Source organism: Micromonospora sp. NPDC048063 (assembly GCF_043202855.1).
Classification (GTDB): Bacteria; Actinomycetota; Actinomycetes; order Mycobacteriales; family Micromonosporaceae; genus Micromonospora.
Window position 1 is genome coordinate 677,753 of the sequence record NZ_JBIDBG010000001.1, and the last position, 21,086, is coordinate 698,838.

Below are 21,086 nucleotides of genomic sequence, written 5' to 3' on the forward strand. Positions count from 1 at the left end.
GATGCAATCGTCCGTGTTCCCGGCGGTTCACCGCGCGTTCGCCCGCCGGGTGGCCCCTGCGGAGGCGCTCGCCGGCGACGCCGCGCAGGTCGCGCGGGCCTGTTACGAGATGTCCCAGCGCTTTCATCGTGGCGGCAAGCTGATCGTCTTCGGCAACGGCGGGCCGGCCACCGACGCCCAGCACATCGTGGTCGAGTTCGTTCACCCCGTCATCGTCGGCAAGCGGGCGCTGCCGGCGCTCTCCCTCACCAACGACGCCGCCACCCTCACCGGGATCGCCCGGGCGGAGGGTTTCGACGAGGTGTTCGCCGCCCAGATGCGCCTGCTCGCCACCCCGCAGGACATCGCGGTCGGGCTCTCCGTCGACGGCCGTTGTGTCAACGTCCGCCGAGGCTTGGAGACCGCCCGCCACCTCGGCCTCCTCACCGTGGCGCTGGTGGGGGGAGACGGCGGGGACATTGCCCGGGACGCCACCGCCGACCATCTCGTCGTCGCTCGCTCGGATGATCCGTGCATCGTGAAGGAGGTCCACGTGACGGTCTATCACCTCCTGTGGGAGTTGGTGCACGTGTTCCTCGAGCAGCCCGGTCTGCTCGAACCGGAGGAGGCCCGGTGACCCGGGACGCGTTCTTCCCGCCGGCCGGTCGGCCGAGCACGGCGATCGCGGCCGACTGTCACGGCGACGCCTGCATCACCTGTTCCGACGCCGCGGTCGCGGTTCGGATCCGGGAGCTGGTGCCCGGCCACCTGGCCGTGGTCGACACGGACGGCGGGCCGGAGGAGGTCAGCGTCGCGCTGGTCGACGCGGCGGCCGGCGACGTGGTGCTCGTACACGCGAAGGAGGCCATCGCGGTCGTGGAGAAGGCTCGGTGAGCGCCCGCGTCGGGGGCGCACTGGGGGCGCTCTATCCGTTCCTCGACACCCGGGCGGCCGACGCCGGCACGGTGCTCGCCGACGTTGCCCGATCCACGGCGGACAAGGCGAGGGAGATCGTCACCCTCCGCGAGTCCCTGGTGGCCGAGCACGGGTGCCGGCTGGTCGAATGCGCCCGGGCGCTCGCGGCGGCGTTCCAGGCCGGCGGCAAGCTCTTCACGTTCGGCAACGGCGGCAGCAGCACCGACGCCCAGGATCTCGCGCAGTTGTTCCTGCACCCGCCGACGACCGCCCGACCGTTGCCGGCCATATCGCTGACCCACGATGTCGCGGTGCTCACCGCGCTCTCCAACGACGTGGGGTTCGAGGTGGTGTTCGCCCGGCAGATCGGCGCGTTCGGTCGCGCCGGCGACGTCGCGGTGGGGCTCTCCACCAGCGGCGGATCGTCCAACGTCCTGCGGGCCTTCGAGGAGGCCACCCGGCGGGGCATGGTCACCGTCGGTCTCGCCGGATACGACGGCGGCCGGATGGCCGAGTCGGACGCCGTCGATCACCTGTTCGTGGTGCCGTCCTCGTCGGTGCACCGGGTGCAGGAGGCGCAGACGACGGTCTATCACGTGCTCTGGGAACTCACCCAGCAGGCACTGGCCGGCGAACTCTGACGGCCGGCATGGTCACGCCTGATCCGAGGCGGGTACGGGTCCGCGTCGAGGGCATCGTGCAGGGCGTTGGCTTCCGTCCGTTCGTGCACGCCCTGGCCAGGGAGTACGACCTGGCCGGGTTCGTCGGCAACGACACCGGAGGCGTCTTCGTCGAGGTCGAGGGGGACGGGAACCAGCTGGCCGCGTTCGTGACGGACCTCAGCCGGCGTGCACCGACACTCGCACAGGTGGAGCGGGTCACCACCGAAGCGGTGCCCCGGACGGGGCGGCCCGGCTTTGCCATCGTCGCCAGCGTCACCGGCGCCGGCCGGGAGGCCTTGATCTCCCCGGACACCGCCACCTGCCCGGACTGCCTCGCGGACGTTTCCGATCCGACGGACCGCCGCCACGGCTACCCGTTCACGAACTGCACCAACTGCGGGCCGCGGTTCACGATCGTGACGGACGTGCCGTACGACCGGCGCGCCACCACGATGGGGGAGTTCCCACTCTGCGCCGGCTGCGCCGCCGAGTACGCAGACCCTGGAGACCGACGCTTCCACGCCGAGCCGGTGTGCTGTCCGGAGTGCGGCCCGGCTCTCCGGCTCGTCGACGCGGACGGCGCCCCTGTCGTCGGCGATCCCGTGGACACCGCCGCACGGTGGCTGCGGGACGGCCGGATCCTCGCGGTCAAGGGGCTGGGCGGCTACCACCTGGCGACCCGTGCCGACGACGAACGGGCGGTGTCGGCCCTGCGCGCCCGCAAGCGCCGCGAGGAGAAACCGTTCGCCGTGATGGCCGCCGACCTCCGGGCGGCGCGCACCCTGGTCCACCTGACGCCGGCAGACGCGCGGGTGCTCACCGGTGCACGCCGTCCCGTGGTGCTGCTGCCACGCCGCGCCGACGCACCGGTCGCCGCGTCGGTGGCACCGGACAACCGCGACCTGGGCGTCATGCTGCCGTACACGCCGCTGCACCACCTGCTGATCGGCCGGCTCGGCATGCCCATCGTGCTGACCAGCGGCAACACCTCCGACGAACCCATCGCCCACAGGGATGACGACGCGCGGCAGCGGTTGGCGCGGATCGCCGACGGTTTCCTGGTCCACGACCGGCGCATCCACGTCCGCACCGACGACTCGGTGGTGCGCGTGTTCCGGGGCCGCGAGCTGCCGGTGCGGCGGTCCCGCGGCTACGTGCCCGCCCCGGTAACGGTGCCGTGGCGGTTCGACCGACCGGTACTGGCGTGCGGCGCGGAGTTGAAGAACACCTTCTGCGTGGCGAAGGGACGGCGTGCGTTCGTCTCGCACCACATCGGCGACCTGGAGAACTACGAGACACTGTGCGCGTTCACCGACGGGATCGAGCACTTCAGCCGCCTCTTCGACGTCCGACCGGAGATGGTCGCCCACGACCTGCATCCCGAGTACCTGTCGACGAAGTACGCGCTCCAGCGCGATGACGTCGAACTGGTCGGCGTCCAACACCACCACGCCCACGTCGCGTCCTGCCTGGCCGACAACGGCGAACGCGGCCCGGTGATCGGGGTCGCCTTCGACGGCCTCGGGTTCGGCCCGGACGGCACCCTCTGGGGAGGTGAGGTGCTCGTCGCGGACCTGATCGGGTTCGAGCGGGTCGGCCACCTGGGCGCGATGCCGATGCCGGGCGGGGCCGCGGCGATCCGCGAGCCGTGGCGGATGGCGGTGGCGTACCTCGACGACATCTACGGCGACGCCGTGCCCGACCTGGCGGTGCTGCGGCGACACGAGCGGCGGTGGCCCGTGATGGTGGCGCTGGCGCGGAGCGGGACGAACTCGCCGCGTACCTCGAGCGCGGGCCGGCTGTTCGACGCCGTCTCGGCGATCCTCGGCCTGCGGGACCGCGTCACGTACGAGGGCCAGGCCGCGATCGCCCTGGAGCAGCGGGCTCGTCGCGACGAACGCGGCGGCTACCGGGTCGAGGCGGCCGGGACGACCCCGCTCGCCGACGTCGGACGCGGCCTGGTCCGGTGCGTGGTCGACGACCTGCTCTCCGGTGTGGACCCCGGCCGGATCGCCGCGCGCTTCCACCACGGACTGGCGGACGCCGTGGTGCGGGCGGCCGGAGCCGTCCGCGAACGCACGGGTCTGGCAAGCGTCGCGCTGTCCGGCGGCGTCTTCCAGAACGTGCTGCTGCTCGACCTCGTGGTGTGCGGCCTGGAGGCGGAGGGGTTCCGGGTGCTCGTGCACTCGCGGGTGCCGCCCAACGACGGCGGTATCTCCCTCGGCCAGGCCGTGGTGGCCGCGGCCCGGCACCGGGCCACCCCGTCCGGCTGAGCCGACGACCGCCGCGTCAGCAGATGCGCGGCAGCGGATCCCCGACCAGCATGTCGACGATGCGGGTGCCGCCGAACACCGTCTTGAGCAGTACGATCCCGGGCGGGTCGGCGGCGACCCGGCCGATGACCGCGGCGTCCTCGCCGAGCGGATGCCCCCGCAGCGCCGAGAGCGCCACGTCCACCTGCGCGCCGTCCACCACGGCGATGAAGCGTCCCTCACAGGCCACGTGGAGCGGATCGATGCCGAGCAGTTCGCACGCCCCGGTCACGGCGGGACGTACCGGTACGGCCGCCTCGTCGACGACCACGGCGACCCCTGCCGCCTGCGCCACCTCGTTGAGGATGGTCGCCACTCCGCCGCGGGTGGCGTCGCGCAGCAGCCGCACCCCGGGGGCGGCGTCCAGCAGGGCCGCCACGAGACCGTGCAGCGCCGCGGTGTCGGAGACGAGGTCGGCCTCGATGTCCAGCTCGCCGCGGGCGAGCATGATCGTGACACCGTGATCACCGATCGGCCCGGAGACGAGGATCGCGTCACCAGGGCTGATCTGTGCGGCGCCCAGCATCACCGGCCGTTCCACCACGCCGATCCCTGCCGTGTTGACGTAGCAGCCGTCGGCCTTGCCGCGCTGCACCACCTTCGTGTCGCCGGTGACCACCTGCACCCCGGCCCGCTGCGCCGCGACGGCCATCGAGGTGGCGATCCGACGCAGGTCGGCGACCGGAAAGCCCTCCTCGAGGATGAAGCCGGCCGACAGGTACAACGGGCGGGCGCCGCTGACCGCGAGGTCGTTGACCGTGCCGTTCACGGCGAGGTCGCCGATGTCACCCCCGGGGAAGAACAGCGGGGACACGACGTGCGAGTCGGTGGTGAAGGCGAGCCGGCCGCCAGCCACGGAGAGCACCGCCCCGTCGTCGAGCGCCTCGAGCGTCGGGTTGCGGAACGCCTCGACGAACAGCCCCTCGACCAGGGTGTGGGTCGCCTTCCCGCCGGCGCCGTGCGCGAGGGTGACGAGATCCTCCCTGATCTTCGGCTTGCGCCGGCGCGCCCGTTCGATGCGCTGCAGGACCTGCTGCTCGGGCGACAGTCGCCCGGGCTCCCGGTCGACTGCCGCTTCGGCCTCGGCCACCGCGCGCTCGGCCCACCCGGCGGTACGTTCTGTCGTCATCAGAGTTGCGGCGTGGGAACCCGGCCGTTCAGGGCCGGGAGGAAACGCCGCTCCCTCCCCTCAATGATCGCGTAACACAATGGACCGCTAGAATGTGAAATGTGGGCGGGGTGGTGAAGAGGGCATACAAGTACCGCTTCTATCCCACCGGTGAGCAGGCCGAACAGCTCCACCGCACCTTCGGGTGCGTGCGTCTGGTCTACAACAAAGCCCTCGAGATGCGGACCCGCGCATACGCCACCCAACGCCGCTCGATCAGCTACGCGGAATCGTCGGCGGCTCTGACCGAATGGAAACGCGGCGAGGATCTGGCGTTCCTCAACGAGGTGTCCAGCGTTCCGCTGCAACAAGCGTTGCGGCATCTGCACGCCGCCTACGCGGCGTTCTTCGCCAAACGCGCCCGATACCCCCGTTTCAAGTCCAAGAGGAAGTCCCGGGCCAGCGCCGAGTACACCCGGTCGGCGTTTCGCTGGCGGGACGGGCAACTGACTCTCGCGAAGATGGACGCCCCGCTGGACATCGTGTGGTCGCGTCCGCTGCCCGAGGGCGTCGTACCGTCCACCGTCACCGTGTCTCGAGACGCGGCCGGCCGCTGGTTCGTGTCCCTGCTTGTCGAGGACCCGACCGTCGAGGCGCTCCCATCGGTGGATACGGCGGTTGGCGTCGATGTGGGGCTGACCAGCCTGGTGACCTTGTCCACTGGGGAGAAGGTCACCAACCCCCGTCACGAGCGGGCCGACCGGCGGAAACTCGCCAAGGCCCAGCGGGAACACGCGCGCAAGGAGAAAGGCTCGGCCAACCGGGCCAAAGCCCGACTCAAGGTCGCCAGGATTCACGCTCGAATCGCCGATCGGCGACGGGACCACCTGCACAAACTGTCGACTCGACTCGTCCGTGAGAACCAAACGGTCGTGATCGAAGACCTGACGGTGCGGAACATGCTGCGTAACCACCGGCTGGCTCGCGCGATCTCCGACGCGGCCTGGTCGGATCTGCGGGCCATGTTGGAGTACAAGGCCGCCTGGTACGGGCGCACCCTGGTGACGGTGGACCGCTGGTTGCCGTCGTCCAAGCTGTGCGCGGACTGCGGGCAACTCACCGAATCCCTGCCGTTGACCATCCGTACGTGGCAATGCCCGTGCGGTGCGACCCATGACCGGGACATCAACGCCGCGAGAAACCTCCTGGCCGCCGGGCTGGCGGACAGGTAAAACGCCTGTGGAGCTGATGTAAGACCTCAACGGAGTCCCTCCGGGCGGGCAGTCGGCGACGAAGCAGGAAACCCCACGGGCGACCAGGGGGAATCCCGGCCCTCCAGGGCCGGGAGGATGTCAAACCCGCGTCGCCTCCGCCACCCGCTGCCGCGTGAAGCGGCCGAAGTTGTAATACGCGGCGCAGGCGCCTTCCGACGAGACCATGCACGTGCCGATGGGTGTCTCCGGCGTGCACGCGGTGCCGAACACCTTGCATTCCCAGGGCTTGAGCACACCCTTGAGCACCTCGCCGCACTGGCAGGCCTTCGGGTCCGCCACGCGCACCCCGGGAACGTCGAAGATCCGCTCGGCGTCGTAGGCCGCGTACTCGTCCCGCATCCGCAGCGCCGAGTGCGAGATGAACCCGAGACCGCGCCACTCGAAGTGTGGCCGCAGCTGCATGACCTGGCCGATCGCCTCCAGCGCCCGCAGGTTGCCGTCCCAGGGCACCACCCGGGTGTACTGGTTCTCCACCTCGCAGCGGCCCTCGGCGAGCTGCGTGAGCAGCATGAAGACCGACTGCAGGAGGTCCAGCGGCTCGAAACCCGCGCAGACCAGGGGCTTGCCGTAGTCGTGGGCGATGAACTCGTACGGTCGGCACCCGATCACGGTGGAGACGTGCCCGGGGCCGAGGAAGCCGTCGAGGCGCAGGTCGGGTGAGTCGAGGATGGCCTTGATCGCCGGAAGGATGGTGACGTGGTTGCAGAAGACCGAGAAGTTGTCGATCCCTTCGGCGGCCGCCCGCAGCACGGTCATCGCGGTGGACGGCGAGGTGGTCTCGAACCCGATCGCCATGAAGACGACCTTGCGGTCGGGGTTGGTCCGCGCGACCTTCAGCGCATCCAACGGCGAGTACACCATCCGGATGTCCGCGCCGGCCGCCTTGGCGTCGAGGAACGAGCCGCTGCCGCCGGGGACCCGCATCATGTCGCCGAACGCTGTCATGATGACGCCCGGCTGGTGTGCGATGGCGATGGCGTCGTCCACCCGGCCCATCGGGATCACGCAGACCGGGCAGCCGGGGCCGTGCACGAGCGAGACGTTCTCGGGCAGATAGTCCTCCAGCCCGTGCCGGTAGATGGTGTGCGTGTGCCCGCCGCAGACCTCCATGAACTTGTACTGCCGCCCGGGCTCGCACAAGGCGGCGATCTGCGTGGCCAACGCCTGGGCCTTGTCCGCATCGCGGTACTCGTCGACGAAACGCATCTGGTGATTCCCTAGCTGATATCGGATTCGGCGAGCGCCTGCAGCTCGTCGGTGTAGGCCTGTCCGAGGCCGTTCAACATGGCCAACGTGGCGGCCGCCTCGGTTTCGTCGATCTTCGACATGGCGAAGCCGACATGGACGAGCACCCAGTCGCCGATACCGACCTGGTCCGGGCCGAGCAGGCCGATGTTGATCGCCCGCCGAACACCCACCACGTCGACGATGGCGAGGTCGTCGCGGCCCGCCTTGATTTCGACGATCTCGCCCGGGATTCCAAGGCACATCGAGCTACTCGTCCTCTCCGGTCACATCTTTTCGATCTTGATGTAGCGCCGCAGCGCGGGAAGTTCCTTCCAGAACATCCCCATGACGGCCGCGCCAACCAGCAGCACCAACAGCTTCCGCACAGCTCACCTCCTTCGGGTCTCCGCCGGGCCGGTTCAGCCCGGCGGCAGGTTCGGCATGATCGGCAGGATCGGCTCGTGCTTTCCGGGTCGGATGCCGGTGGAGCGACGGGCGTCCACCGTCCCGTCCTCGTGATGGCCTGACTGCTTCCTCCGCCGCGAGTTGCCCTCCTCCACACCCTTGGTGTGCGCCGGGGCGTCGAGTTCGACATCGGGATCGCCCACCCGGATCTCGCCCATTCCCGCCTCCTTCATCAGTCGTTGCCGGACGGCCGATCGTGTCGTCGGCCGAGATCGTCGAAGAACCCGGGAATCTCCCGCCACACCGCGCTTCCCCCCGACATGCCCGTCCAGTGCCGGCGGATCAGCGCGACAAGTCGGAAGCAGTCGTCGACCGGCACCACCCACTGTTGGCCGTCGCCGCGCGGCGGCCCCGTCCACACCAGGAACGCCTCGACCCGTGGCTTCAGCTCGGCCAGCGCGGGTGACAGTGCCTCGATCGCCCGCCAGGCGCCGGCATCGATCTCCGACTCGGTGGTGCCGAGCGGACTCGGGTAGTGACCGAGCACTCGGCCGTCCTGCCGCTTCACGAAGAACACCAAACCGACCGGCACGCCGAGTTCGGCAACGGACAGGCCGGTCAACCGTCTGCCGTGGGTGGGGACGAGCTGGTACCGGCCGGCGCCGGCCGCCTCGCGGTCGAACAGAAGGGAGCACGGCGTGCAGGCGCACATCAGCTCCCCGTCCTGCTCGTCCCACACGTGCCGGTGTTCCGGGCCGACCGGCCCGGCGCACATGCCGCAGCGCTCGACCGCCGCCGCGCGCTGTCTCGCGCGACGGATCGCCCGCTGCAGGGCGCCGGCCGTCATGCCGTGCTGTCCAACGCCAGCGGCCCCGCGGCCTGCTCCACCTCGCTCGTCGTCGCCTCCGCGGTCCGGTCCGGCCGCTGCCACAGGGCGGCGACCGGGATCAGCGCCGGAGCCGGCGCGGGCGCCGCCACGTCCACCGCGGACAGCTCCGGCGCGAACGTCAACACCTGTTCCCGCACCAGGTCACGCAGCGCAGCGCCGCCACCGCCGCACGAACTCGCCGACAGGCTGATCCGCGCCACCTCGTCCTGGACACCGACCAACGCGATCTCGGCACCCTGCGCGCGCAGCTGCGGCCGGAGATCGTCGACCGCACGGGCCACGCGCCCTTCCAGCGGATCCGGGTGGATGCGGTGCAGCAGCAGCAGGTGCCGCAGCAGCTCGTCGTCGGTGAGCCGGTCGAGCGGGCCGGCGCTGTCGGCGGCGAGATCGGTGACCCGGGCCAGCGCCTCGCCGTACACCTCGGTCAGGATCTCGACCGCTTCCAACGCCAGCTCGGCGGTGCGGCCGGGGGTCTGCTCAAGCTGGCCGAGCGCGGCGTCCAGGCGGGCCAGCCGCGGCTCGACGGCCGCGTCGTCGAGCCGCTGGACCTCCGGCTGCTCACCCATGGGACGCGCCGAACATCGGCGAGTGGATCTTCTTGAGGGTACGACCGCCGCCGACGTACATGTGCACCCCGCACGGCAGGCACGGATCGAAGCTGCGCACCGCCCGCATGATGTCCACACCCTTGAAGTTCTCCGGGCCGTTCTCCTCGAAGATGGGCATGTTCTGGATCGCGTCCTCGTACGGACCGGGTGTGCCGTAGCTGTCGCGGGGACTGCCGTTCCACGGCGTGGGCGGGTACGGGTGGTAGTTGGCGATCTTGCGATCCCTGATCACGAGGTGGTGCGACAGGGTGCCCCGGACGGCCTCGTGGAAGCCACAGCCGATGGCCTCGTCCGGCACGTCGAACTCGGCGAAGACCCGCATGTCGCCGCCGCGCATCCGCTCCATCGCCCGTTCCAGGAAGTACAGCGACATCGCCGCGGCGTACGCGATGAAGTAGGCCCGTGAGCGGTCCCGCTCCAGCGCGTTCGACCAGCGCGGGATCTTCCACTCCAACGTCATCTCGGGCAGCCGCTGGCTCTTCGGAAGCGAGATCAGCACGCTCTGCCCGGTCGACTTGACGTACGGGGTGTCGACCATTTTCGCGAGCGCCGTGGTGTACAGCCGGGCGAAGCAGCCGCCTCCGGTGTCCAGCGCGAGATGCTCCCCGCTGCTCCTGTCGAACCAGCGGGGGCTCATCACCCAGCTGTACTTGTCGTCGAAATCGCGTTTCTGCGGGTCAGGCAGGGTGGTCTGGTTCCAGGGATGGCGGATGTCGACCGGATTGCCGAGCGGGTCGTACTTGACGAACGGTTCCTCCTGGCCGGCCCAGTCCTTGTAGTAGGAGCTGCCGAGCAGGATCCGGATGCCGAGGTTGATGTCGACCAGGTCCGTGGTGAGCAGTTTGCCGTCGACGACGATGCCAGGCGTGACGTGCATCGCCCGTCCCCAGGTCGTCATGGTCTCGTAGCGGTAGTCGACGACGTCGGGGTTCTGGAACGCGCCCCAGCAGCCGAGCAGGACCCGGCGGCGACCGACCTCCTCGTAGCCGGGCAGCGCCTCGTACCAGAAGTCGAAGATGTCGTCGTTCATGGCGACGGCCTTCTTGACGAAGTCCAGGATGCTGATCAGCCGGCTCAGGTAGTCGGTGAACAGCGTCGGCTGCGGCATCGTGCCGACGCCGCCGGGATAGACCGTCGACGGGTGGACGTGCCGGCCCTCCATCAGGCAGAACATCTCCCGGGTCGTCCGACTGACCTTCAGCGCCTCCTTGTAGACCTCGCCCTCGAACGGGTTGTAGGCCCGCATGATGTCGGCGATCGTCCGGTAGCCGTGGATGTCCCGGCCCGGTGCCGGGGTCTTCTCGGCGCGGGCCAGCACACTCGGGTTGGTCTGCTTGACCATCGCCTCGCAGAAGTCGACGAAGACGAGATTGTCCTGGAACAGGGTGTGGTCGAACATGTACTCGGCGGCCTCGCCGAGGTTGATGATCCACTCGGCCAGGGGCGGGGTCTTGATGCCGTACGCCATGTTCTGCGCGTAGACGGAGCAGGTCGTGTGGTTGTCGCCGCAGATGCCGCAGATCCGGCTGGTGATGAAGCCGGCGTCGCGGGGGTCCTTCCCCTTCATGAATACCGAGTAGCCGCGGAACAGCGACGACGTGGTGTGGCATTCGGCGACCACGCGGTTCGCGAAGTCGATCTTCGTGTAGACGCCGAGGTTGCCGATGATCCGGGTGATCGGATCCCAGGCCATCTCCACCAGTTCGCCGGGTTTCTGGCCGGTGGCCTTCTTGGCTTCCGTCGCTGTCACGGTCGGTACCTCTCCTCTGCTGCCTGACGCCGGGGGTCCGCCGGGCCGTACGGGCGCCACCGGGGGTTGTAGCCGCTGGTGAGCTCCGGGCCGTTGTGGTGCCACTTCGGTTCCTTGTTGGCGGTCACGTTGGTGATGCCGCGCAGCCGGCGGATCAACGCGCCGTACGGCTTGATGAGCAGCGTCGACAGGCTGCCACCGGGAGGCATGTCCATGAACGGCATGAACTTGTCGGGGAATCCCGGCATGGTGCAGCCGATGCAGATGCCGCCGACGTTGGGGCAGCCACCGACGCCGCCCATCCAGCCGCGCTTCGGGACGTTGCAGTTGATGACCGGCCCCCAACAGCCGATCTTCACCTGGCACTTGGGCGAGTTGTAGTCCTTGGCGAAGTCGGCCTGCTCGTAGTAGGCGGCCCGGTCACAGCCCTCGTGCACGGTCTTGCCGAACAGCCACTGCGGCCGCAGCATGTGGTCCAGCGGCGGAGGCGGGGCCGAGCCGGCGGCGTGGTAGAGCACCCAGGTCAGGGTCTCCATGAAGTTCTCCGGCTGGATCGGGCAGCCGGGCACGTTGACGATCGGCAAGCCGCCCTGGGACCGGAAGTCCCACCCGAGATAGTCGGCCAGGCCCATGCACCCCGTCGGGTTGCCCGCCATGGCGTGGATGCCGCCGTACGTCGCGCACGTGCCGGCCGCGACGACCGCCCAGGCCTTCGGCGCGAGCCGGTCGATCCACCAGTTCAAGGTCAGCGGCTCACCGGTGTTCTCGTCGTTGCCGAACGACGTCCAGTACCCGTCGCCGTTGATGTTCTCGTTCGGGATCGATCCTTCGATGACGAGGATGAACGGCTCGATCATCTCCCCACGAGCCGCCTTCCGGTACGGCGCCAGGAACTCCTCGCCGCCGGCCGTCGGCGACAGCACCTTGTTGTGCAGGTTGACCCTCGGCAGACCGGGAACGAGCCCGAGGACGATGTCCTCGATCGCCGGCTGACCGGAGGCGGTCATCGACACGGAATCTCCGTCGCAACTCATGCCCTCGGAGATCCAGAGAACGGTGACCTCGTCAAACCCGTTCTCGTGCGGGATCACCGCGCCGGTGTCGCGCATCCCCTGCGTCATGTGCGGGGCCTCCCTTGCATCCGGTCCCGAAGCCGGTCGTAGATGGCTGCCAGCGGCGCCGCGAGGGCCAGCGCCGGAGGCCTGTCCGGTGCGTGCGGGTGCGGACGCGTGGGAGCGCGCTGCTTGCCCCGGTCGATCTCCTGCCCCAGCTCGCGGAGTGCCTGTTCGTCCGCCTGCCGGCACAGCAGCGGCATGAGCTGGTTCTCGTCGTCACGCACGTGCCGGGCGACGGCGGACGCCAGCCGCTCCATCAGCTGGTCCTGCGCCGGATCGCCGGCCCCGCACCGGTCCAGTTGAAGCAGCAGCTCCTTGATGGGCGCATGCCCCGCGAGGTGTCCGTCGACCTGCCCGTCGTCCAACACCTTCGCGGCGAAGGGATAGAAGAGGACCTCCTCGAGCGCGGCGTGCTTCGACAGCTCCCGGATGAGGACGTCGACCACCCCGCGCCGCTGGGCGTCGGAGGCCGCCGCCCGATAGTCTCGGAACAACTGCTCGACCACGCGGTGGTCATGCCGCAGCAGTTCGACGGCGTCCATCAGGCCGGCTTTCGTGCGCCGGAGTTCACGGTGATGGACTCCAGGACGACGTCGTCACTGCCGGTGACATCGATGTCCACGCCGCCGCACCCCGGACAGGCGACCATCGCGAGGTGGTCGTCGACCGGCCCGCTGCGACCGCAGTCATGGCACGTCACCGTCATCGGCTCCAGGACCAGGTCGACGGCGGCGTCCGCGGCGATGGTGCCGGCCGCGGCCAACTGGATGCCCTGCGCGACGATCTCCGGGTCCACCGGGTGACCCCCGATCCGCACCCGTAGCCCGGTGACCCGGCGGCCCGCGGCTCTGCGCACCGCGGCGGTCACGATCGCCTCGGACAGCCCCGTCTCATGCATGCGCGGTCACCTCCCTCTCGGCTGACGTCTGCTGGGTTGGCTCCCGCTGCTCCGCCGCGGCACCGAGCCGTGCGGCTTCCTCCTCCACGACCCCGACCACCATCCGGGCCGCCTCGTCGAGAGCCTCGGCGACCGGCGCCGACAGTTCCATGCGCTCGTCCATGACAGCGGGCTGGCACCCCACGACCAGGACGCGGCCGACGGTGCCGCCCAGGCTGCGCAGCAACCGGAGCACCGACTCCGGATCCATCCCGTGCCCGTCGGCAGCCGGCGCCGCCAGCGCGTCCGCCGGCCCCAGCGTCCAGCCAGGGTCGTCGAGGTCCACCTGGAGGACGGCCAACGTGCCAGGCGCCTCGTTCAGTGGCAACGCGTCCACCATGACCAACACGTCGTGGCGGCCGTCCAGCAGATCGTAGGCCAGATGCATCCCCCGGATGCCGTAATCGGACACATCCACCATCTCCGGCAGGACAGCGTCCCGGAGGCGCCGGACGACCTCGACGCCGAAGGCGTCGTCGCCGAGGAAGATGTTGCCGATGCCGGCGACCAGGATCCGCCCGCTGCCGTTGCTCCTCACGGCGCCTCCACCTCGCCGGCCAACGGCTCGACCTCTTCGGCACGGAAATGGCGTAGCCGCCCGTACCACTGGTGCAGTTCGGCGCCCGGGTCGTCGTCCACCGTCACGGCCAGGAACCGTGACCCGTCGACGTCGAGCAGGACCTGCTCCACCCGGCCGGTGCGGCCCTCCAGAAACATGTCGTGCGCGTCGGTGCCGCGTTTCCGGGGGCGCAACCGAACCCGGCTGCCCCGGGACAGCAGGGTGCCACCGACCAGGACGGTGTCGCTCTCCGGCGCGATCCCCGCATCGGCACCGGGCTCCCACCAGCGTGGTGAGGTGGCGGTACCGCCGTCTCGCCGCACGGGCTCCAGGCTCCGAACGGCGCCGTGCAACCGCGCGAACACCTCGGGCGGCATGGCGTCGACGCGGTCGAGGATCGCGGCGGCCCGGGGATCGGTGGCCCGCACCTCCCGCTTCTCGGCGTCGGTGAGCGTGAGCGTACGCAGCGAGAGGATCTCGTCGATCTCGGTCGCGTCGTGCAGATCGCCCGGGCTCTCCGGTGCGATCTGCGGATGGTCGTAGAGGATGATCGGCGACGAGAGCAGGACGTCAGCGGTGCCGACCTCGCCGGCCAGCACGGGGAAGGTGTGCACGTTGCGGCATTCCTTCGCCGCGTGCGCCGCCCACTCGGGCGGGTCGAGCAGTGACAGGAATCGACCCTGACTGACGGAGGCCAGGGTGTGGGTCGCCAGCAGGCAACACCGCAACGCCTCGTCGCGTGGGCTGGCTGCCGGAGTCGTCCGGTCCGTGTTCTCGACGTGTATCCGGAGCCGCAGCAACCGGAAGGGCGCCTGACACGGCACGGCGGAGATGGTGACCGATGCGGACAACGGCCATCGCCGGCGCACCACCCGCCCCGCCGGTTCGCCCCGATCGTCGACCAACAGGTCGACGTCCTCGCCGCCTGGGACCCGGATGTCGAGGCGACGGCCGCGGCGCAGGTCGGCGACCGACGCTTCGAGGTCGAACTCCTGTGGTACGGCCTCGTCGAAGCTGAGTTCCACGCGGCTCCCGGCATTTCTCCTGTCGACAGGCCGGTAGCCGCCGTCGGCCGTCCGCTCCTCGGCCACCCGTCTCTGCAGGTGCAGGAAGCGCACCCTGATCCGGACGACTGCGGTGTCCGGGACCTCCATCAGGCACTCGGTCTGCTGCCACGGTGACTCGGCCGAACCCGCCACCGTGCTGTCGCCGAGGCCCTGCTCATCCGCCCAGGCGGGGGGCACGAGGACACCGAACTGCCAACGGACGCGGTTCTTGCCCGAAGACCGCCGATAGGGGTAGAGCAGGTAGCCCTCGTACAGGATCGCCTCCGCGACCGCCTCGGCGCCGTCGATGCCACCGCCGCGCGGATGCGTCTGCACGGTGCTTCCCCCTCCGTGGTGCGCGGAACCAGCTCCGGTGAGCCGTCACCCTGGTCTAGTTCATCCGGCCGGGTGGCCGTAAGTGCTCGTCGTCCCTGTGTGCCGACAGCACTCACCGGATCGGGTGAGCAGCTCCGAACCTGGGGATGCTCGTTCTGCCGACGGACGACAGGCCGACGGCACAAGCGGGCGCAGGGGGAGCGAGGCGGGCGCCGGTGCCGCCCGGCGAACGAGGTCGCCCGCGTGGGTGGGCACGGGTGAGTGTCAGGGGAGCAGCCGGCGGATCTCGGCGGCGGCGGGATGGTCCGGGGCGGCGGCCAGGAAGCGGCGCAGGGTCACCTCGGCCTGGGCCCGGTCGGACTGCCGCTGGGCCAGCCCGAGCACCAGCAGCGCGTCCGGCGAATCGGGGACGCGCGCCAGCACCTGCCGGGCCTCCCGTTCCGCGCCGGCCGTGTCACCGGCGCGGACCAACGCGAATCCCAACCGCAGCCGCACCCCGTCGTCGGGGCGGGTTCGCAACGCCTGCCGGTACAGCTCCGCCGCCGCGTCGAAGCGGCTCTGCTGCTCCAGGTCCCGGGCGAGCAGCACGGCCACCGCCGCCGGATCCGGTGGCGCGCCGCCCCCGGTCGACCCGTCGACGCGGGCCCCGGCGGCCGCCACCGCCACGACGACGGCGACCAGACCGAGCGAGCCGGCCCGCCAGGCCAGGCGGGCCGCCGCGCCGCTCGACGCCGGTTCCGCTGGTGCCGGCGCCGGCGCCCCCCGGGCACGGGGGCGCAGCGTCCGAACCGCGGCGTACCCGGCGCCGACCAGCGCCAGCGCTGGTACGACCCACAGCAGCAGCCCGGCACCGCGCACCGGCGGATCGGCCAGCACCTCCTCGCCGTAGCGCTGCACGAACCAGCGCCGGATGTCGTCCGGGTCGCGGCCCCGCGCGAGGTGGTCGGCCACCACCTGCCGCATGCCGGCGGCAATCGGGGAACGCGAGTCGGCCACCGACTCGCCCTGGCAGGACGGGCAGCGCAACCCGACGGCGACCGACCGGACCGGATCCTGCCGTGGTGCGGGCTGGCCCGCACGAACCATTCCGAGGACCGCCGCGGCCAGCAGGACGGCCAGCACGGCGCCGCCGAGGGCGTGACGCCGCCTCATCCGGCCAGCAGCGGCCCGAGCCGCTGTTCCAGCCACTGCCGGGTGACCACGCCCTGGCGCCGGTCTACGACCCGCCCGTCCCGGTCCACCAGGAAGGTCTCCGGCACGCCCCGGACCCCCCAGCCGATCGCCAGCGTGCCGTCGGGATCCGGCACCACCGTCATCGCCTCCGCGCCGGTCTCGCGCAGCAGCGCCCGTACCGCGTCGGGCCCGTCGCGCAGGTTGATGCCGACCACCCGCAACCCGGCGGGCCGCCCCTGCCGGCCGGCCTCCGCCAGCAGCGGCAGCTCGTCGCGGCAGGGCCCGCACCAGGACGCGAACACGTTCACCAGCACCGGATGCCCCCGCACCTCGGCGAGGTCGAACCGGCCCCCGTCCAGGGTCGTGCCCGCGATCGGCGGCGCGGGGTCCCCCGTCGAGGCGCCGACCGGCGCCGATCGGTCCGGCGTGTCGAGGCCGGCGGCGAGGCCGGCACCGACGGCGGCGGTGACCACCAGCACCAGCGCCGGCCACAGCCGCGTGCGGAGCACTCTCACACCCGCACCTCCGGCCGCTCGACAGCCGCCGCGGTCGGGACGGCGGCCCCGGGCGCAGGGCGGCGCCGCACCGCCGCCGGCACCGCGAGCAGCCCACCTGCCGCCGTCAGCCCGCCACCGATCCACAGCAGAGCCACCAGCGGATTCACCGCGAGCCGTACGGTCGCGCTGCCGCCGTCCGCGCTGGCGGCGATCAGCGTGACGTAGACGTCCCGGAGCATTCCGGTGCGGACCTGCGGAACGGTGACGGCGGTGTCGTGGGCGGGGAAGTAGCGCAGGGCCGGCGCCAGCGTCCCGCCGCCGTCGCGCTCGAGCCGGGCGGTCACCGCCATCCGATCCGTGTCGCCCGTTCGACGCACCTCCAGCAGCCGCACCTGGACCCCGTCGACGCGCAGGGCCTCGCCCACCCGGATCTCCCGCTCGACGCTGCTGCCGTACGCCGACGAGCCGGCGACCCCGACGGCGACCAGCGCGATCCCGGCATGCGCCAGCACTCCACCGAGCCTCGCAGCGCCCAGCCGGGGGGCGGTCGCCACGACGCGGGCGGCCCGGGCGGCCTGCCCCGCCAGGCCGGTGAGGACGAACGCCGCGGCCCCGAACGCGGCGAGGGCGGGCGCACCAGGGCGCCCGGCCCAGCCCAGCACGGCCACGACGGCCAGCGCGATGCCGAATGGCACGCCCAGCCGGCGCAGCCCGCCCGCCCGCCGGGCCGACACCACCGCGGGCACCACGCCCATCACCAGTAGCACCACGACGGCCAGCGGCACCGCGGTCCGCTGGTAGTAGCGGGGGCCCACGGCCGTCCGGATCCCACCGAGGGACTCGGACAGCAGCGGGAAGATCGTGCCGACCAGCACCATCGCCGCGATGGTGAGCAGCAGGACCCCGTTGACCAGAACGGCCGTACCCCGCGACAGCACCGGCGTGCGCCTCCGCGGGACCGCACCCGGGCCCCGCCACCCCACCAGCACGGTCGAGACCGCGACGGCGAGCAGGACGAAGCCCAGCAGCATCGGACCGAGCGGCGACTCGGTGAACGCGTGCACGCTGGCCACCGCGCCGGAGCGGGTGAGGAACGTGCCGAGCAGCACCAGCAGGAAGCTCGCGCAGGCCAGCACGACGTTCCAACCCGCCCGCGCCCGGGCGCCGCCGAGCGCCGTGTGCAGCAGCGCGGTGGCGGTCAGCCAGGGCAACAGGGAGGCGTTCTCCACCGGATCCCAGGCCCAGTATCCGCCCCAGCCCAGCACCGCGTAGGACCACCAGGCGCCGAGCCCGATCCCGGCGGTGAGCGCCGACCAGGCGACCAGGGCCCAGGGCCGGGCGGCGCGCAGCCAGCGGTGCCCGTCCCGGCCGGCGAGCAGCCCGGCGAGCGCGAACGCGAACGGCACGACCAGGCCGATGTAGCCCAGGTAGAGCAGGGGCGGGTGCACCCCCATCGCGGGGTGCTGCTGCAGCAGTGGGTTCGGTCCGGGACCGTCGAGCGGCACCGGCCGCACCTCCCGGAACGGGTTCGCCGCGAAGTAGGTCAGCGCGAAGAAGAACATGCCGACCGCGCTGACCACGAGCATGGCGTACGCGTGCAGCCGGGCCGGGTACCGCGACGCCCGGGTCGCCAGCAGCGCGGCGATCGCGCAGTGGACGACCAGCCACAGCAGCAGCGAGCCGTCCAGCGCCGACCAGAGGCTGGTGACGGTGTAGTAGACCGGCACGTCCCGTCCACCGTTCTCGGCCACGAACCGGACGCTGAAGTCGTGGCGCAGCAGGGCGTACTCCAGCACGGCGCCACCGAGGACGGCGGCCAGGAAACTGGCGACGGTCGCGGCGCGCGCCACCCTGACCGGCCCGCCGGACAGCCCGGCGCGCAGCCAGAGCAGCGCGGCGAGGGTGGCCGTGACCAGGCCGGCGGCGAGGCTCGCGGTGCCGAGCTCACCGGCCATCCGCCGGCCCTCCCGGGGTTGTCGGAGGCCGGTACTCGTTGCCGTGCCGAACGACGACCTGATCCGCGTCGAAGACCCCGTCGGCGGAGAATCGGCCTTCGACGACGGCCGCCTCGCCCTCCCGGAAGGTCTCCGGCGGCACACCGCGCTGCCGCACGGCGATCTCGTGGCCGTCCTCCGCGAGCCGGAACTCCGTCCGTTCGGAGGCACGGCGCAGCGAGCCCGGCACCACCTGGCCGCCCACCCGCAGCCGTTCCTGACGGACCTCCGGATCCCGGGACACCTCCGCCGGGGTGCGGTAGTAGGTGAGAGTGCCCTGCATGGCGGCGGCCGCCAACAGGGCACCGGCGGCCAGGCCGACCAGGCCGACCGCGATCCGGCCGATGCGGCGGGTCATCCCGTCCGGACCGGCGTCCGGGCCGCGGTCGCCTGCCGTACCACAGGGGCGGACTGGCGTTCCAGAGCTGCCAGCCGGTGCAGCAGGACACAGAGAGCGGCGGCCGTCGCGGCGGCGACCGCGAGCAGCAGAGCCGCCCCCATCCGGGGGTCGATCGGGGGGCGCTGCGGCGCGAGCACCGTCGCCTGCTGGTGCAGGGAACGCCACCAGACGACCGAGAAGTGCACCACCGGTACCAACAGAAACCCGGCAACGCCGACGGCGGCCACCGAACGGGCGACCCGATGGTCGGCGCTGTCCGCCGCGGCGTGCCGCTCGCTGAGCAGGCGGCGCAACGCCAGGTAGCCGGCGTACACCGCCAGCAGCAGGGCGCTGCTCACCAGCCGCGGATCCCAGGCCCACCAGGTGCCCCATACGAGATGGCCCCAGACGGCGCCGGTGGCGATCGTGGCGGCGGTCAGCACGACGCCGATCTCGGCCGCCGACCGGGCCAGCCGGTCGAACCGCAGATCCCGGTTGAGCAGGTAGGCGCCGCTGCCGAGCAGGACGACCGCGAAGGCGGCGTACGCCACCCACGCGGCCGGGACGTGCAGGTACATCAGCCGCTGCGCCTGCCCCTGGAGCTGGTCCGCAGGCGCCACCAACCCGCCGGTCAGGGTCGCTGCGGCGGCCAGCCCGCCGGCGATCCAGGCCAGGGTGCGGCGGCCGGCGGCGGCCCGCGGGGTATCCGCGACGAGATCGAGGACCCGCTGGTGCATGATCTCCCTGTCCGCGCCCCGAACCGGGCGCTTCCGCTGGCTATCGCTCGAACAGGAGGCTAGCGGTCCAAAGAAGGCGATAGGCGGCTTTTGGCATAATTGCGGACCAAAGCGGTTCGTGCCGCTACCGTCCCTGGCGGTGGACAGGTCAGCGGCGTCGACGGCCGGTGGGACCGCGCGGCGGTCGCACCGTCGCACCGTCATGGCGCTCGGCACCCTGGCGGCGCTGTTCGCCCTGACCTCCTGTGCCACGGACGCGCCGTCCACGCTCGACACCGCGGGGACCGGCGCCGCGCGCGTCGAGCGGACCTGGTGGCTGCTGTTCTGGATAGCCCTGGCGGTCTTCGTCGAGGTGATGGCGCTGCTGGCCTGGGCGCTGCTGTTCCGCCGCGCACCGACGACCCGGGTCCGGCACGGCCAGCCACTGCGCTTCGTGGCCGTCGCCGGCGCCGGCGTTCCGCTGCTCATCCTGGTCGCGGTCTACGGCGTCGGGCTGCGGGACCTGGCGGCGCTCGGCGCCGGCCCGGAGCCGCAGGCGCCGACCATCGAGGTCACCGGCCACAGGTGGTGGTGGGAGGTGCGGGTGCCGGGGACCGACGGGGCGACCGCCAACGAGCTCCACATCCCGGTGGGGGAGCGGGTCCGGGTGCGGCTGCGGACCGCGGACGTGCTGCACAGCTTCTGGGTGCCGCAGCTGATGCCCAAGACCGACCTGATCGCCGGCGAGACCCGTGAGACGTGGCTGCAGGCCGAGCGGGCGGGCACCTACCGTGGCCAGTGCGCCGAGTACTGCGGCACCCAGCACGCGCACATGGCGTTCCTGGTGGTGGCCGAGCCCCGCCCGCAGTTCGACGCCTGGCTGGCCCGACTCGGCTCGCCGGCCCGGCAGCCGCGGACCGACGCCGAACAGCGCGGCCGGCAGGCGTTCGTCCAGGGCACCTGCGCCGGCTGCCACGCCATCCGCGGCACCGGCGCCGACGGCCAGGCCGGTCCCGACCTGTCCGACGTCGGTTCCCGCTGGAGCCTCGGCGCCGGCGCGGTGCCGAACGACGCCGGCCACCTCGGCGGCTGGATCGCCAACCCGCAGACCGTCAAACCCGGCAGCTACATGCCGCCGCAACCGATCGACGCCGCGCGGCTGCCGGACCTCATCGCGTACCTGCGGTCGCTGAAGTGACCACACG

24 protein-coding genes are annotated in these 21,086 nt (G+C 71.7%); 6 read left to right on the plus strand and 18 right to left on the minus strand.

Annotated features, from left to right (window positions below; translation table 11 throughout):
- Position 1 precedes the first annotated feature (1 nt).
- From ACGFZ2_RS02980 to hypF, 4 genes are read left to right on the plus strand one after another with little or no spacing between them, the layout of a single operon-like run.
- Entirely contained in the window at positions 2-616 is a 615-nt protein-coding gene (locus ACGFZ2_RS02980) for an SIS domain-containing protein (protein ID WP_393262446.1), read from the plus strand.
- Positions 613-873 carry a HypC/HybG/HupF family hydrogenase formation chaperone gene (locus tag ACGFZ2_RS02985; RefSeq protein ID WP_393262444.1) on the plus strand — a complete coding sequence of 87 codons (261 nt, stop codon included), beginning with the start codon at positions 613-615 and terminating at the stop codon, positions 871-873. Before ACGFZ2_RS02980 ends, ACGFZ2_RS02985 begins: the two co-directional genes overlap by 4 nt.
- Positions 870-1,535 (plus strand): SIS domain-containing protein, encoded by a 666-nt coding sequence (locus ACGFZ2_RS02990; RefSeq protein ID WP_393449519.1) that lies wholly within the window; start codon positions 870-872, stop codon positions 1,533-1,535. Before ACGFZ2_RS02985 ends, ACGFZ2_RS02990 begins: the two co-directional genes overlap by 4 nt.
- Before the next feature lie 8 nt (positions 1,536-1,543).
- Complete coding sequence (gene hypF, locus ACGFZ2_RS02995; RefSeq protein ID WP_393449522.1) at positions 1,544-3,829, plus strand: carbamoyltransferase HypF; 2,286 nt, start codon at positions 1,544-1,546, stop codon at positions 3,827-3,829.
- A 16-nt stretch (positions 3,830-3,845) separates the two neighbouring features.
- On the opposite strand, the gene hypE is transcribed toward hypF, so the two are convergent.
- Positions 3,846-4,997 carry a hydrogenase expression/formation protein HypE gene (hypE, locus tag ACGFZ2_RS03000; RefSeq protein WP_393449525.1) on the minus strand — a complete coding sequence of 384 codons (1,152 nt, stop codon included), beginning with the start codon at positions 4,995-4,997 and terminating at the stop codon, positions 3,846-3,848.
- Between the two features lie 101 nt (positions 4,998-5,098).
- Between hypE and ACGFZ2_RS03005 the strand changes: the two genes are divergently transcribed.
- The gene (locus ACGFZ2_RS03005; protein ID WP_393449528.1) at positions 5,099-6,208 is read left to right on the plus strand and encodes an RNA-guided endonuclease InsQ/TnpB family protein; all 1,110 of its coding nucleotides are present in this window, start codon (positions 5,099-5,101) and stop codon (positions 6,206-6,208) included.
- 120 nt (positions 6,209-6,328) lie between these two features.
- Here the strand turns inward: ACGFZ2_RS03005 and hypD are convergent, their stop codons facing one another.
- The 17 genes from hypD to ccsA form a co-directional block, all read right to left on the minus strand.
- Positions 6,329-7,456, minus strand: a complete 1,128-nt coding sequence (gene hypD, locus ACGFZ2_RS03010) for a hydrogenase formation protein HypD (protein ID WP_393449531.1) — start codon at positions 7,454-7,456, stop codon at positions 6,329-6,331.
- 11 nt (positions 7,457-7,467) lie between these two features.
- Positions 7,468-7,740: a HypC/HybG/HupF family hydrogenase formation chaperone gene (locus ACGFZ2_RS03015; RefSeq protein ID WP_393449534.1), complete on the minus strand. Its 273-nt coding sequence runs from the start codon at positions 7,738-7,740 to the stop codon at positions 7,468-7,470.
- Between the two features lie 21 nt (positions 7,741-7,761).
- Positions 7,762-7,863: a DUF6893 family small protein gene (locus ACGFZ2_RS03020; RefSeq protein WP_393449537.1), complete on the minus strand. Its 102-nt coding sequence runs from the start codon at positions 7,861-7,863 to the stop codon at positions 7,762-7,764.
- 33 nt (positions 7,864-7,896) lie between these two features.
- Positions 7,897-8,100: a hypothetical protein gene (locus ACGFZ2_RS03025; RefSeq protein WP_393449540.1), complete on the minus strand. Its 204-nt coding sequence runs from the start codon at positions 8,098-8,100 to the stop codon at positions 7,897-7,899.
- Positions 8,101-8,114: 14 nt separating this feature from the next.
- Positions 8,115-8,729: a DUF5947 family protein gene (locus ACGFZ2_RS03030; protein ID WP_393449543.1), complete on the minus strand. Its 615-nt coding sequence runs from the start codon at positions 8,727-8,729 to the stop codon at positions 8,115-8,117.
- Positions 8,726-9,337, minus strand: a complete 612-nt coding sequence (locus tag ACGFZ2_RS03035) for a hypothetical protein (protein ID WP_393449546.1) — start codon at positions 9,335-9,337, stop codon at positions 8,726-8,728. Before ACGFZ2_RS03035 ends, ACGFZ2_RS03030 begins: the two co-directional genes overlap by 4 nt.
- Positions 9,330-11,129: a nickel-dependent hydrogenase large subunit gene (locus ACGFZ2_RS03040; protein WP_393449549.1), complete on the minus strand. Its 1,800-nt coding sequence runs from the start codon at positions 11,127-11,129 to the stop codon at positions 9,330-9,332. The genes ACGFZ2_RS03035 and ACGFZ2_RS03040 overlap by 8 nt, the downstream gene beginning before the upstream one ends.
- Positions 11,126-12,250, minus strand: a complete 1,125-nt coding sequence (locus tag ACGFZ2_RS03045; protein ID WP_393262416.1) for a hydrogenase expression protein HypE — start codon at positions 12,248-12,250, stop codon at positions 11,126-11,128. Before ACGFZ2_RS03045 ends, ACGFZ2_RS03040 begins: the two co-directional genes overlap by 4 nt.
- Positions 12,247-12,786 carry a hemerythrin domain-containing protein gene (locus ACGFZ2_RS03050; protein ID WP_393449552.1) on the minus strand — a complete coding sequence of 180 codons (540 nt, stop codon included), beginning with the start codon at positions 12,784-12,786 and terminating at the stop codon, positions 12,247-12,249. Before ACGFZ2_RS03050 ends, ACGFZ2_RS03045 begins: the two co-directional genes overlap by 4 nt.
- Positions 12,786-13,142: a hydrogenase/urease maturation nickel metallochaperone HypA gene (locus ACGFZ2_RS03055; protein WP_393262411.1), complete on the minus strand. Its 357-nt coding sequence runs from the start codon at positions 13,140-13,142 to the stop codon at positions 12,786-12,788. The genes ACGFZ2_RS03050 and ACGFZ2_RS03055 overlap by 1 nt, the downstream gene beginning before the upstream one ends.
- Positions 13,135-13,719, minus strand: a complete 585-nt coding sequence (locus ACGFZ2_RS03060; RefSeq protein ID WP_393449555.1) for a hydrogenase maturation protease — start codon at positions 13,717-13,719, stop codon at positions 13,135-13,137. The genes ACGFZ2_RS03055 and ACGFZ2_RS03060 overlap by 8 nt, the downstream gene beginning before the upstream one ends.
- The gene (locus tag ACGFZ2_RS03065) at positions 13,716-15,122 is read right to left on the minus strand and encodes a hypothetical protein (RefSeq protein ID WP_393449558.1); all 1,407 of its coding nucleotides are present in this window, start codon (positions 15,120-15,122) and stop codon (positions 13,716-13,718) included. Before ACGFZ2_RS03065 ends, ACGFZ2_RS03060 begins: the two co-directional genes overlap by 4 nt.
- Before the next feature lie 264 nt (positions 15,123-15,386).
- Positions 15,387-16,274 (minus strand): cytochrome c-type biogenesis protein CcmH, encoded by an 888-nt coding sequence (locus tag ACGFZ2_RS03070; protein WP_393449561.1) that lies wholly within the window; start codon positions 16,272-16,274, stop codon positions 15,387-15,389.
- Complete coding sequence (locus ACGFZ2_RS03075) at positions 16,271-16,810, minus strand: TlpA family protein disulfide reductase (RefSeq protein ID WP_393449564.1); 540 nt, start codon at positions 16,808-16,810, stop codon at positions 16,271-16,273. Before ACGFZ2_RS03075 ends, ACGFZ2_RS03070 begins: the two co-directional genes overlap by 4 nt.
- Complete coding sequence (locus tag ACGFZ2_RS03080; RefSeq protein WP_393449567.1) at positions 16,807-18,747, minus strand: heme lyase CcmF/NrfE family subunit; 1,941 nt, start codon at positions 18,745-18,747, stop codon at positions 16,807-16,809. Before ACGFZ2_RS03080 ends, ACGFZ2_RS03075 begins: the two co-directional genes overlap by 4 nt.
- Entirely contained in the window at positions 18,737-19,144 is a 408-nt protein-coding gene (locus ACGFZ2_RS03085) for a cytochrome c maturation protein CcmE (RefSeq protein ID WP_393449570.1), read from the minus strand. The genes ACGFZ2_RS03080 and ACGFZ2_RS03085 overlap by 11 nt, the downstream gene beginning before the upstream one ends.
- Entirely contained in the window at positions 19,141-19,902 is a 762-nt protein-coding gene (ccsA, locus tag ACGFZ2_RS03090; protein ID WP_393449574.1) for a cytochrome c biogenesis protein CcsA, read from the minus strand. Before ccsA ends, ACGFZ2_RS03085 begins: the two co-directional genes overlap by 4 nt.
- A gap of 202 nt (positions 19,903-20,104) precedes the next feature.
- Here ccsA and ACGFZ2_RS03095 point away from each other — a divergent pair, with 202 nt between their 5' ends.
- Positions 20,105-21,079 carry a c-type cytochrome gene (locus ACGFZ2_RS03095; protein ID WP_393449577.1) on the plus strand — a complete coding sequence of 325 codons (975 nt, stop codon included), beginning with the start codon at positions 20,105-20,107 and terminating at the stop codon, positions 21,077-21,079.
- Positions 21,080-21,086 lie beyond the last annotated feature (7 nt).